The organism is Riemerella anatipestifer (assembly GCF_009932355.1).
Taxonomy (GTDB): Bacteria; Bacteroidota; Bacteroidia; order Flavobacteriales; family Weeksellaceae; genus Riemerella; species Riemerella anatipestifer_E.
Window position 1 is genome coordinate 1 of sequence record NZ_LEKU01000022.1, and the last position, 12,651, is coordinate 12,651.

Sequence of the window (12,651 nt, forward strand, 5' to 3'; positions counted from 1 at the left end):
CCTCGCTTTTGAATGGACTTCAAAAAATCGGTAAGTTCTTCACCGCTTTGGAATTGTTTAAAAAAATCGTCGTTTAAAAAATCTGCTTTGTTCATCGTGTATAAAAATTTAAAGTTAATAAAAAAACTATCGAGGGTTGCAACCCTCGATAGTTTAAACTTTACACACTTTGTGAGATACTACTCTTAAGAAGTTAATTAACTCTTTTATAAATAAAGATTTTTTTTCTTTATATGAAGTTATATCAGATATGTATTGATTTATAAAAGTTATATTTTTGACTTCTAAAAATTCTTCATAAACAATATTGTCAATTTCTAATTCTAAAAAAGAATTGTCTTGAATTAAACATATTGTTTTAATATGTTCATCTATTTTAAATTTTGAAACAATTGTTAATTGATTAATTAAGTTGGTGATTGCTTTATATTTTAAAATTTCCTCACTTTCTAAATTATCTTTACTATCAAATGAAATACTTTTTATATAAAAATCTTTTTCAGGGATTTTGAATCTATTTTCGATTACAAATTCATCAAAAGTGGCATAATACCCTATTTTTTTTAGTTCTGAAACAATGAAATCAATTTTAATCGTTTTGTCAAGGTTTTTGTGTAAATCAGAAGCAAGTATTATAGTAGAGTCTATTTTAATATACTGAATTAATCCTTCGTCATATATTTTATTTATAACAGGAATTAACTCGGATTCTAACTTTAACTCTACGATAAATACATCCGAATCTATTTTAGATGTATTTTTATTTAATTCAATAATTTTATCTAAGATATTATCCATTAGATTTAAAATTGAGATTTTAGTTCTTCCGGAATATCAGTAATTGTAATTTTTGTTTTATCACTATTTATTCTTATAGACTTTCCTAAAAGTTGCTTATTAAATTTTAAAGTAAAATCGGGTGTTTGATAATCAATATATTTTAATGAGCGTAATGTTCTACTATCATACTTGATAACTTCACTATTTCCAAATCTTTCATCTGATGCATATTCTAAAAAATGATGAGGATTTTCTTCATCAAATAAAAAGGAAATTTGCGAAAGCAAGATTTCTTTTTTATTTCTATTAGCGTTTTGACAATAATCAAGTATTTTGCTTTTTATTTCTTTAGCTATTTTTTCTTCATAATCATTTTCTTTTAAGTAGCTGTTAATAGTATTCAACAACAGAGTTGAAGATTCTGTTGCTGTAGTTTTATCTAAACATCCAATGAAATTTTGGAAATAATCTGATATTTTTTTCTTTCCCCGTATAAATGTTAGATAAGTTTTTATCTCGTTAAATGAATTTTCAGAAAGTTTCCATCTAGTTAGATTAATAATACTAGCCAAGTCCATTTTATTCAATTCTAAATTCTGAATTTCTTGAATTGCAAGTTCTATTTCACTTAAATTGTAGCCTTTTTTATTATCAATTGATAAAACTAAAATATATCTTTCATTATTATCTGTTATTGTAAAGTCTGCAAAAATTAAAAATCCACCAGTTGCTGGTGCTGAGTTTTCAATAACTTTTTTATAATAAGTCATTGAATCAATTGTAAATTGCATAAAGTCAATTTTCTTTTCCGAATATTCTTTAATAGCTTTTTGAAATCCATTAAACTCAAAATTATCTTCAAAAACACCATGAGTTGGTACTGATCTTTTGTTAAATGAATCTCTGACATCAGCAATAAATCTAACCTCTGACTTTCCAATTTCTATTTCTTTTTCGGCTAGCTTTATTGTTGATTTTTTATTCCCAGCTATTTTATTGATTTTATGAATTACAATGTTTGATAATTTAATATTATGACCCTTTTCTTTTAAATTTATCATTTTGTTTTCTTGGTAATTTGTTTTAAATTGGTTACATTTAATAAACAAATATACAAATTAAAGAATATCTAGCTAATAAGCCTCATAATCTCCAGAGCTACTCTTAGAGCTTCTGTACCGTCTTGTAGAGAGACTTCCACCTCTTTGTCATTGGTGATGGCTTCTGCAAAACTTTCTAGTTCGTCTAAGATGGCATTGTTAGGCTGTATGTTAGGATATTCAAAAATAATTTGGGATTTTTCGCCTTCGGCATTTTCAATAATCATATCAAAGTCAGAAGGGTTTTTAGGAGCGTCTTTCATTCTAATGACTTCGGCTTTTTTCTCTAGAAAATCCACGGAAATATAGGCATCTTTTTGGAAAAATCTGCTTTTTCTCATCGCTTTCATAGAGATTCTGGAGGTGGTTAAATTAGCAACACAACCATTTTCAAATTCTATTCTAGCGTTAGTAATATCAGGGGTTTTGCTTACAATACATACACCACTAGCGTGAATATTTTTAACCTTAGATTTTACAAGACTTAAGAGAATGTCCAAATCGTGAATCATCAAGTCTAATACGACGGAAACATCGGTACCTCTAGGATTAAACTCTGCCAACCTATGTATTTCTATAAACATAGGGCTTTGTATGTAGGGTTTGGTCGCAATAAAAGCAGGATTGTAGCGTTCCACGTGTCCTACCTGTGCTTTAATACCTTTTTCGGTACATCTACGAATAATGTCTTCGGCTTGTTCTAAAGTTTGAGTTACGGGTTTCTCTATAAAAAAATGCTTGCCGTGGTCTATTGCTTTTTGGGCATAATCGTAATGAAATAGAGTAGGCGTTACAATGTCCAACATCTCAATATCGTTGAGTAAATCCTCAAAATTCGGATAGTATTTATAACCAAATTCGGCTTCTAGTCGTTTGCCATTTTCTGCATCAGCATCATGAAATCCAACTAAATTATATTTTTCTGACTGTTGTAATAATCTTAGATGTATCTTCCCAAGGTGTCCTGCACCTACTAGTCCAGCGTTTATCATAACCAAAATTTAAGTACTTCAAAGATACTAATCTATTTATTTATAGTGAAAAGAATAATTACAGTTTTTATCATCATTAGTGAATTGTTAAAAATAATTGATATTTAAAGTGTTGTTATTTAGTGGGTTATGTTTAGTGTGGTCTGCTTGACTTGACAAAGGGGTTTCGTAAGTTGTATATTTGCAACCGCAAACGGAAAATCATTTTCCGTTTTTGTATTTAAAATTTAAACATATTTATATAATGAAAACTTCTGATTTTAATTTCAATCTACCACCAGAGCTTCTTGCGGAACATCCTTCGGAGCACAGAGACGAGGCAAGACTTATGGTTCTTAATAGAAAAAATCAAACCATAGAGCATAAACTTTTTAAAGATGTTATAGATTATTTTGATGAAAATGATTTGTTTATCTTTAATAATACTAAAGTTTTCCCAGCGAGACTATACGGAAATAAAGAAAAAACTGGAGCTAAAATAGAGGTTTTCCTTTTAAGAGAACTAGATAAGGAAACTCGTGTTTGGGATGTATTGGTAGATCCTGCTAGAAAAATAAGAATTGGGAATAAATTATTCTTTGACGAAGATGAGTCTTTAGTAGCCGAGGTTATAGATAATACAACCTCTAGAGGAAGAACACTAAGATTCTTATACGATGGAAGTTACGAGGAGTTTCGTGCTAAATTAAAGGAGCTAGGAGAAACACCTCTACCAAAGTATATTAAAAGAGAAGTGGAACCAGAAGACGCAGAAAGATACCAAACAATCTATGCTAAAAAGGAGGGAGCGGTAGCAGCGCCTACTGCGGGGCTTCATTTCTCTAAACACCTTATGAAAAGGTTAGAGATAAAAGGGATTAACTTTGCTGAAGTAACACTACATGTGGGCTTAGGAACTTTTAACCCAATAGAAGTGGAAGATTTATCAAAGCATAAAATGGAGTGTGAAGAGGCGTTCATCGACCAAAAAAATGCGGGTATTATCAACAAAGCTATAGATGAAGATAGACGCATCTGTGCAGTAGGAACTACTACGATGAGAACCATAGAAACTTCGGTTTCATCTAACAGAAAGTTAAGTGCTTACCACGGTTGGACGAATAAGTTTATCTATCCACCATACGATTTTGCGGTGGCTAACTCTATGATTACCAATTTCCACACGCCAAAATCTACTCTTATTATGATGATTGCGGCATTTGCAGGTAAAGATTTTGTAATGCACGCCTACGAAGAGGCAGTTAAAGAAAAGTACAAGTTCTACTCCTACGGAGATGCAATGCTAATTCTTTAAAATGTAAATATAATTAACTTGAAATAAGGTAATAAGCCTTTTCGGAGGCTTGTTACTTTTTTATTATCACTCATTTCTGATAGATGAAAGATATTCGTACCCTTAGTTTAGATGAGCTTAAAGATTATTTTACTTCCATTGGGGAGAAGCCGTTTCGTGCCAAACAGGTTTATGATTGGTTGTGGAGCAAAAATGGGCATTCTATTGAGGAAATGACAAACCTCTCCAAAAATCTTAGAGAAAGGATAGCTCAAGACTTTGTAATTAAACCCGTAAAAGTAGATTTGCTCCAGAAAAGTAAAGATGGAACTATAAAAAATGGTGTTAAATTACACGATGGGCTTATGGTAGAGAGTGTGCTTATCCCTACCGATACACGTACCACAGCTTGTGTTTCGTCCCAAGTAGGGTGTTCGCTTAATTGTGAGTTTTGTGCCACAGCAAGGCTAAAACGAATGCGAAATTTAGAAGTTGCAGAGATTGTAGATCAGGTGGCACTTATAGACCAGCAGAGTAAGGCGTATTTTGATAGACCGCTGTCTAACATTGTGTTTATGGGGATGGGAGAGCCTATGATGAACTATAAAAATGTAGTGGAAGCCATCAGAAAAATTACAGAGCCTGAAGGTTTGGGTATGTCGCCACGAAGAATTACGGTATCTACCTCTGGGATACCTAAGATGATAAAAATGTTGGCAGATGAGAATCTTAAGGTTAAACTAGCCCTTTCTCTACATTCAGCAATAGAATCTAAACGAAACGAAATAATGCCTTTTTCTACCAAATTTCCACTGACGGATATTATGGAATCTTTACAGTATTGGTACGAAAAAACAGGCTCTATCATTACCTTAGAATACTGTATTTGGAAAGGGATTAACGATACCGATGAAGATATAAAAGCACTTATAAAATTCTGTAAAAAAGTACCTACCAAGGTTAATCTGATAGAATACAACTCAATAGGCGATGGCAAATACGATAGGAGTAATCCTAAAGCTATTCAAAACTATGTAGAACAATTAGAACGACACGGCATCACGGTTATGATTAGAAGAAGCAGAGGAGGAGATATAGATGCCGCTTGTGGGCAATTAGCTAATAAGTCCACACAGGAGTAGTAGAAAAATATTTAAAAAAAATAATCACCTTAATAACCAGTAGTTTAAGGTGATTATTTTTTTTATTTGCCAAATTATGGTATATTCTATATTATTTGCTTTACCTTTGTACCATCATTTAATGAAAACGGCTCCTTATGCCACTTTCTGATTAAAGTTTTTTAGAAAAATTATTCTTAATACTCCCTCAGTTTTTGTGTTTTTAGTTGCCATTATCAATAATAAATAATAGCATATTAAAACAAATAACAATCTAAAAAAACATTTAACACCACCTTATTATTATGCGAAGGTAGTGTTTACTTTACGCCAATAGTTCTTTGGCAAAATTATTTATGAATTTTACACAATTATCATTATCAAGTCCTATTTTAAAGGCAATATCTGACGCTGGTTACACAACCCCTACTGCAATTCAAGAAAAAGCAATTCCAACCATTTTAGAAGGTAGAGACCTTATAGGGTGTGCTCAAACGGGAACTGGTAAAACAGCTGCTTTCTCAATTCCATTATTGCAAATATTGTCAGAAACACCTAAAAAAGGCAAATCTATTAGAGCGTTGATTTTAACACCAACAAGAGAACTGGCTATTCAAATTCAAGAAAATATAGAACAGTATAGCAAGTTTTTAAATATAAAACATTTATCAATTTTTGGAGGCGTACCTCAAGGGAAACAAGAAAGAGCCTTGAACCAAGGCGTAGATATTTTAATAGCAACTCCAGGGCGGTTATTAGACCTAATGCAACAAGGATTGCTTAGCCTATCTCAAATAGAAATTTTAGTTTTAGACGAAGCCGACCGTATGCTAGATATGGGATTTGTAAACGATGTTAAAAAAATCCTTACCAAAGTGCCTAAGAAAAGACAAACCTTATTTTTCTCGGCTACGATGCCTAATTCTATAAGACAATTTGCAGAAACTATCTTAGATAACCCTGCTGAAGTTACAGTAACTCCAGTATCTTCTACGGCTAAAACAATAGAACAATCCGTTTATTTTGTAGAAAAAAATGATAAAACCAACCTACTGATAAATATTTTAAAAGATACATCAGAGCTAAGGTCGCTTATTTTTACAAGAACCAAACACGGGGCAGATAGATTAGTAAAACAATTAGGTAGAACAGGAATTTTTGCAGTAGCAATACACGGCAACAAATCTCAAAACGCCCGTCAAAAAGCACTTAAAGATTTTAAAGATAACCGTATCAGTGTCTTAATCGCTACAGACATCGCTGCCAGAGGGATAGATATAGATGAGCTACCACAGGTAATTAACTACGAGCTTCCCAATGTGCCAGAAACTTATGTGCATAGAATAGGTAGAACAGGTAGAGCAGGAACTTCAGGAAACGCCATTTCGTTTTGTGGAGCAGAAGAAAGAAAAGATTTGAAAAATATACAAAGGCTAATAGGTTTCACTATGACCACCGCACCTGCAATCTAATAAAAAAATAAAACTATGGGAGATACTTATTCTAAAAAAGAGAACGATAAGAAAAAACTTCAGAAGCTTAAAGAGAAAGCACTTAGAAGAGAAGAAAGAAAACATAATAACAATAAAGGTAAAAGCCTAGATGATATGTTAGTATATGTAGATGCCAACGGGCAAATTACAAATACACCACCAGATTTATCAGAAAAAGTAGAAATTTCGTTAGAGGATATTCAGCTAGGAGCAGCCCCTCACGATGTAGATGAAACCTTTAACAAAGGTACGGTAACTTTCTATAACGAAGAAAAAGGCTATGGATTTATCAACGACCACCGCTCCAAAGAAAGTATTTTCGTACACGCTAACCAACTATCCGAAGTCTTAAAGAAAGACGATAAAGTAAGCTACGAAAAAGAAAAAGGACCAAAAGGCTACATTGCCATCAATGTTATCAAGATAAAATAAAAAATAATATAATTAACTTAAATTCAATTACAATGCAAGAAGGCACCGTAAAATTTTTCAACGAAACAAAAGGTTTCGGATTTATTACTCCATCTAACGGAGGAGAAGATGTGTTTGTACACACAAGTGGTTTAAAAACTAAAGTTCATGAAAATGATAAAGTAGTTTACGAATTACAACAAGGTAAAAAAGGGATTAACGCTGTTAATGTAAAATTAGCATAGTATCATCTTCTTTTTATCCTGAAAAAATAGCAACACAAACAGGATTAAATAAAATATAGCTAGTAAGAACCGTTTCATTTTTTGAGACGGTTTTTTTTGTTTTATAAATTAAGGTTTAGCTTAATATCTATACAGGTTTATGTAAAACTGAAAACTTTCTTTTGTGTATTTGGAAAAAATAGTTAATTTCACAAAAACTAAAAGCCTGCTTATGAGAAAGTTTTATCTAAGTATTGTTTTTCTTTCAAATGCTTTACTGGTCTTTGGTCAGCAAGTTGCTTGGCAAAAAGATTTCCCTATTTCGTCTCAAGATTTTCTTTCTGGAGTTACCATAACTTTGGATCGTCAGTACCTTATTTCGGGAAGTACCATAAGTACTTTTGGAGATGAAAACCCTAGCTATAATTTTCATTTAATTAAACTCAACCAACAAGGGCGTCCCGTATGGGAAAAATATTATGGCGGAGATCAACACGATTATCTTTCTACAACAATAGCGACTCAAGAGGGTGGGTTTTTAATAGCGGGGGCTTCCTATTCTAGTTTTGGTAAGGGAAAAACAATGCAAAATATTGGTGGAGCAGATGCATGGGTTATCAAACTTTCTGAAAATGGAGAAGAAGAATGGCAAGCCTCTGTGGGAACACCTTATAATGAGGAAGTGAGTTCGGCAATACAAACCACAGATTTAAGCTATTTTGTAGGAGGTAATGTAGAGCTTCAAGATAAAGGATTTGGTTCTAAAGATGTGTGGGTTTTAAAATTAACCCCAAAAGGAGCTATCGTTTCTCAAACGGTCTTAGGCGGAATAGGGTTAGATGAAATAGAGCAGATGATACCAACGAAAGATGGAGGTTGTCTTGTAGCAGTTTATAGTAGAAGCGGAGACTGTACTGGATTACAAAAAGAAATCAAATCTAATTACGAACACTTCATCAATGCAGAATTAGGGCAAAAAAATAAAAATAATTCTAAGGAAACAGCAGCTGATTTCTTTAAAATACCAACGCTTCTGTATGCTAAAACCACCGAAAACTATGGAGAAGGTGATTATTGGGTTGTGAAACTGAATAAAGCAGGGGAAGTGGAGTGGCAAAAAAGTTTTGGAGGCAAAGATGACGACCGTATTAAGAATATAGTTCTTACAGATAGTGGCTATCTGATAGCGGGAGAAAGTCGAAGCGATAACACAGGAAATAAGACGACCAAAATAAAGGAAGGTACAGATTTGTGGGTAGTAGCATTGGATAGCTATGGCGATGAGCAGTGGCAAAAATCTTTTAGCTTTGGAAAAAGGGATGTCTCTATGAGTCTTAACGCCCTATGGAATGCAGAGCATACAAAGGTTAAAGGGTTTTTGTTAGGAGGTTATACTCAGGCAGAGGAAAAGGCAGATTCAAAAGCGGAAACTTTCTGGATGCTTCATCTTGACGATAAAGGTCAAGAGGTTTGGCATAGGTATATTTCAGGGACTTCTAAAAGACCTCAGGAAAGGCTTAAGCAGGCACTTTTTAGTACCGAAGGGGCTTATATTCTAGCAGGAACTAGTGCTGAAGAACTGGGTAAAGAGAACTGGAAAATTGTAAAATTAGAAGATACTCAGATAAAAGAACTGATAGAAAAACAAGATTTAAAGGTATATCCTAATCCTGTGGGAGACTATTGCTATGTGGAGATAGGGCTAGATTTTAAAGAAGCAGAGATAAGTCTTTATGATATGAGTGGCAAGCAAATCCAAAAAATAAAAACCATAAACTCTATTCATAAATTAGATACCCACGCTCTTCCACAAGGCGTTTACCTCTTGAATGTTAAAACTGAAAATAATAACCTTAGCACTAAAATTTTGAAGAAATGAGATATATGGGAAAAATTTACTTATTAATAGCCATCGTATTACTTTTCTTTTTTAATTTATTTAAAGGACAAAATTTAAGTAACTACGATTTGTTACCACCTTCTCCAAGTGCTTATAAATTTAGTTTACATAATAAAGTTTATGACGCAACGTCTACTGGAGAATTTAATTACAACCTACCATTATTTAATATAGAATATAATGGCTTTAATTTTCCTATTACTGTTAACTATGTAAGTGGCTTAAGTTTAAACGATATCGGTGGAGATTTGGGAGTTTCTTGGGAACTTTATGCAGGAGGAGTAATAACTAGAGTAATTAGGGATGAGGCGGATGAAAATTCCCCCAGATGGTTACCTGAATATATAGACTTTAAGCGAAATGATTTAATTAAAATAAATAGTGCAGCGTCAGGGCAAAAGTTAGATACCGAATATGACCCTTTTTATTTTAAACTGCCTAATGGAGATAGTGGTACTTTTTATATTGATGAAAATATGAACATATTACATAATTCTTCTGATGGTTATGATATAAAGATATATAAAATAATAGATAATAGTATTATAGGAGAGTTAAGTTACTTACTGAAATTTGTATTACTTGATAATAAGGGGAATCAATATATTTTTGGTGGTACATTGAATAGTACGGAATATACTGTGTATTCATCATCTTCAAATCAAGGTAGCCATACTCCTTTGAAAAAAAGAGGGCAAACAGCTTGGTATTTAACTAATGTGTCATCTAAAAATAATATTAGCATATCTTATGAATATGATAAAAGAAGAATAGAATATTATTCTAATAAAAATGCTAATATATTTCTTTCCGAAAAATGTAATTGTGAGGGAGATTCTGTAGGAGAAAATTATTTATACAGTGAATCAAAAGAAGTAGGTTATGTAGAGCAAAATAGACCACAAATAAAATATATAAAGTATAGTACATTTGTTGTTAGTTTCTTGTATGATAAAAAACGAGAAGATTTAATATCGTCTGAAGGAGGATTATTAACGGATATCATTTTTGAGAATAGATTAGCAAATCATAAAATTAAACATTATACTTTTGAGTATAAGTCTTATACCACTCCTGTAGAAGGCTACTATTCTGGTGGGAACTATGAAACTAGATATTTCTTATCAAAAGTACAGGAAAAATTAAGTAATGAGCTATATTCTTTTAATTACTATAAGCCAGAGGATTTACCTAGTAGATTTAGTCTATCAAGTGATTATTATGGCTATTATAATGGATATAGTAATACAACCCCATTTTCTAAAATAAATAATAAAAATGTAGAAGATTATGTTTCTTTTTCAGTTTTGGCTCATAGATATATCCCAGGGAATCAATTTTCAGCAAATAAAGAAGTTAATCCGCAAACTGTTTTTTATGGAGCTATCAGTGAGGTAATATTGCCAAATAAAGGAAGAATATCAGTTTATTATGAATCTAATCAGAGCACAGGAGAATTTAATGTGGAAGAGTCTGATAAAAAAGAGCTAAAAGTAAAGAGGATGTGTAGAGAAGAAACTATAAAATCGAAATCGTTAAAGATTGTATCTAATGGCTCTGATATTAATTTTTCAACAGGCTCTAGCATAGATAATTATAATTGTGGCTCACCTGATCCTTTGCATGATAAATATTATCTTACTTTTACAAACCTTACAACAGGACAAATAATTAGGTCTATTAGTAGAAGAATAGGAGAAAATATCACTAGTTCCAATGAAAAATGTTTTGGTTATGTTGGTGAAGAGTGTCCTATAAAAACTGTAGCTAATAATGAATATGAAATTACTTTAGAAGTTTCTTCTAAATTTAGTGAAGTTTATGCAGGGGTTTCTTTGGATTATAATAAAAGGCAAACGCAGAAAGAGGAAGTGGTAAATCATTCAGGATATAGAGTGAATAAAGTACTAATAAAAGATGATGTGAGCAACAGCGTTGAAACTAAATTCTATTACAACGAAATAAAAGATAAAGATTCATTAAAAACTACCATTCAAAATCTCAATATTCCCTATTTTTATAGAAAGTATTTTATTCAAAAAAATTGTATTGATGAATGTGGATGCCTTAATAAAGCTAGAGAGATTGATAAAAATATATGTATAAATGATGTATTGCAGAAGAACCCATCTTTACAGAAGAAAAATTATATATATACATCATATAATTTACAGAATTTTTATAATAATACTTATAATAAACCTTTCTACTCTGTAGTAACAGAAGTTATCGAGAATAATTCGGCAACTGAGAAGAAGTTTATACTTCCCAATGCTATTGCTCCTGTTGTTATACAAGGAACCGTAATTCCAAACATCCCATACTCAGATATAAGGAATTCTTTTGGTATATTGGAAGGAGAAAAATATTATATGTTTGATAACGGAGTCAAAAGATATAAAATAATCAAAGAGGTTAAGCATGGGTTTGAAAATTTTGGAAATAATTCTTTGAAAAACTTCTATTTTAGACAAGATTATCCCACTCCTCCAAGAACATTAAATCCTCATTTATATATTGATAATATATCCATTTCTGAATATCGAAGACATTTAGGTAGATTTAGAAAGAAATCTTTAACAATTATAGATTACTTAAATGAAAATAGGCTTATGACTACGACTCAATATAACTATGACAACCCTTCTCACTACCAACCCACTTCCCAAACCACCACTTTCCCAGACGGTACAACACAAACTACGGAGTATGATTACGCCCACGAGAAAGGCAATCAGTATCTGATTGATAAAAACATGGTAGGTATTCCTTTAGAAACTAGGGTAAGCAAAAACGGGAAGCTCATTTCAAAAGTAGAGACGGTTTATCCGTTGTCACAGGCTGATGCCAATACTTATACAGAAGGGCTTCCACTGCCTAAAGAAACAAGAACATTAGATTTAGGCATTTCTAGTAAGAATCATCAGAATATCACTTATACCAAATATGATAATAAGGGTAATCTGCTAGAATATAAAATCAACGGGATCACTCCAGTAGCCATTGTTTGGGGATACAACCAAACCCAACCTATCGCTAAGATAGAAGGAGTGGGTTACGACTATATTAAAGATTGGATATTGGATATCGTTCAGAAATCTAATCAAGATAAAGATACTGCAACAGAGAAAACGCTTTTACAAGCACTAAATGCGTTTAGAAACAGAGACGAACTGAAAAACTTTCAGGTAACCACCTATACTTACGATCCACTTGTAGGCGTTACGAGCATTACGCCCCCTAGCGGTATTACCGAGTATTATAAGTACGATGCAGCTAACCGCCTAGAGAAAGTAGTAGATGCAGATAACAAGGTGCTGAAAGAATATAAATACAATTACAAACAATAAAAACTAG

The 12,651-nt window shown here is 32.3% G+C and carries 10 protein-coding genes; 7 read left to right on the forward strand and 3 right to left on the reverse strand.

Going from position 1 to position 12,651, the window contains the following annotated elements:
* Positions 1-153: 153 nt before the first annotated feature.
* The 3 genes from GXW81_RS08075 to GXW81_RS08085 form a co-directional block, all read right to left on the reverse strand.
* A complete protein-coding gene (locus tag GXW81_RS08075; RefSeq protein WP_161531905.1) occupies positions 154-798 on the reverse strand; it encodes a hypothetical protein in 645 nt (214 codons plus the stop codon).
* Positions 799-803: 5 nt separating this feature from the next.
* Positions 804-1,841, reverse strand: coding sequence for a nucleoid-associated protein (locus GXW81_RS08080; protein WP_154468744.1), 1,038 nt, complete (start codon positions 1,839-1,841; stop codon positions 804-806).
* A gap of 68 nt (positions 1,842-1,909) precedes the next feature.
* Positions 1,910-2,872 (reverse strand): Gfo/Idh/MocA family protein, encoded by a 963-nt coding sequence (locus GXW81_RS08085; protein ID WP_161531906.1) that lies wholly within the window; start codon positions 2,870-2,872, stop codon positions 1,910-1,912.
* A 244-nt stretch (positions 2,873-3,116) separates the two neighbouring features.
* On the opposite strand from GXW81_RS08085, the gene queA reads away from it, so the two are divergent.
* The 7 genes from queA (at position 3,117) to GXW81_RS08120 (ending at position 12,644) form a co-directional block, all read left to right on the forward strand.
* Positions 3,117-4,166, forward strand: a complete 1,050-nt coding sequence (gene queA / locus GXW81_RS08090) for a tRNA preQ1(34) S-adenosylmethionine ribosyltransferase-isomerase QueA (RefSeq protein ID WP_161531907.1) — start codon at positions 3,117-3,119, stop codon at positions 4,164-4,166.
* An 83-nt stretch (positions 4,167-4,249) separates the two neighbouring features.
* Positions 4,250-5,287: a 23S rRNA (adenine(2503)-C(2))-methyltransferase RlmN gene (gene rlmN, locus GXW81_RS08095; protein WP_161531908.1), complete on the forward strand. Its 1,038-nt coding sequence runs from the start codon at positions 4,250-4,252 to the stop codon at positions 5,285-5,287.
* 335 nt (positions 5,288-5,622) lie between these two features.
* Positions 5,623-6,738: a DEAD/DEAH box helicase gene (locus GXW81_RS08100; RefSeq protein WP_161531909.1), complete on the forward strand. Its 1,116-nt coding sequence runs from the start codon at positions 5,623-5,625 to the stop codon at positions 6,736-6,738.
* Positions 6,739-6,753: 15 nt separating this feature from the next.
* Positions 6,754-7,191: a cold-shock protein gene (locus GXW81_RS08105; protein WP_014938464.1), complete on the forward strand. Its 438-nt coding sequence runs from the start codon at positions 6,754-6,756 to the stop codon at positions 7,189-7,191.
* Positions 7,192-7,223: 32 nt separating this feature from the next.
* The gene (locus tag GXW81_RS08110; protein ID WP_004920047.1) at positions 7,224-7,415 is read left to right on the forward strand and encodes a cold-shock protein; all 192 of its coding nucleotides are present in this window, start codon (positions 7,224-7,226) and stop codon (positions 7,413-7,415) included.
* A 211-nt stretch (positions 7,416-7,626) separates the two neighbouring features.
* Positions 7,627-9,273 (forward strand): T9SS type A sorting domain-containing protein, encoded by a 1,647-nt coding sequence (locus GXW81_RS08115; RefSeq protein WP_161531910.1) that lies wholly within the window; start codon positions 7,627-7,629, stop codon positions 9,271-9,273.
* A 5-nt stretch (positions 9,274-9,278) separates the two neighbouring features.
* Positions 9,279-12,644, forward strand: coding sequence for an RHS repeat protein (locus GXW81_RS08120; protein WP_161531911.1), 3,366 nt, complete (start codon positions 9,279-9,281; stop codon positions 12,642-12,644).
* Positions 12,645-12,651 lie beyond the last annotated feature (7 nt).

What these genes read in the sequence shown, in the direction of transcription:
- GXW81_RS08075 (WP_161531905.1), bottom strand. Translation starts at nt 798, where the DNA reads ATGGATAATATCTTAGATAAAATTATTGAATTAAATAAAAATACATCT.
- GXW81_RS08085 (WP_161531906.1), bottom strand. Translation starts at nt 2,872, where the DNA reads ATGATAAACGCTGGACTAGTAGGTGCAGGACACCTTGGGAAGATACAT.
- rlmN (WP_161531908.1), top strand. Translation starts at nt 4,250, where the DNA reads ATGAAAGATATTCGTACCCTTAGTTTAGATGAGCTTAAAGATTATTTT.
- GXW81_RS08110 (WP_004920047.1), top strand. Translation starts at nt 7,224, where the DNA reads ATGCAAGAAGGCACCGTAAAATTTTTCAACGAAACAAAAGGTTTCGGA.
- queA (WP_161531907.1), top strand. Translation starts at nt 3,117, where the DNA reads ATGAAAACTTCTGATTTTAATTTCAATCTACCACCAGAGCTTCTTGCG.
- GXW81_RS08105 (WP_014938464.1), top strand. Translation starts at nt 6,754, where the DNA reads ATGGGAGATACTTATTCTAAAAAAGAGAACGATAAGAAAAAACTTCAG.
- GXW81_RS08120 (WP_161531911.1), top strand. Translation starts at nt 9,279, where the DNA reads ATGGGAAAAATTTACTTATTAATAGCCATCGTATTACTTTTCTTTTTT.
- GXW81_RS08100 (WP_161531909.1), top strand. Translation starts at nt 5,623, where the DNA reads ATGAATTTTACACAATTATCATTATCAAGTCCTATTTTAAAGGCAATA.
- GXW81_RS08080 (WP_154468744.1), bottom strand. Translation starts at nt 1,841, where the DNA reads ATGATAAATTTAAAAGAAAAGGGTCATAATATTAAATTATCAAACATT.
- GXW81_RS08115 (WP_161531910.1), top strand. Translation starts at nt 7,627, where the DNA reads ATGAGAAAGTTTTATCTAAGTATTGTTTTTCTTTCAAATGCTTTACTG.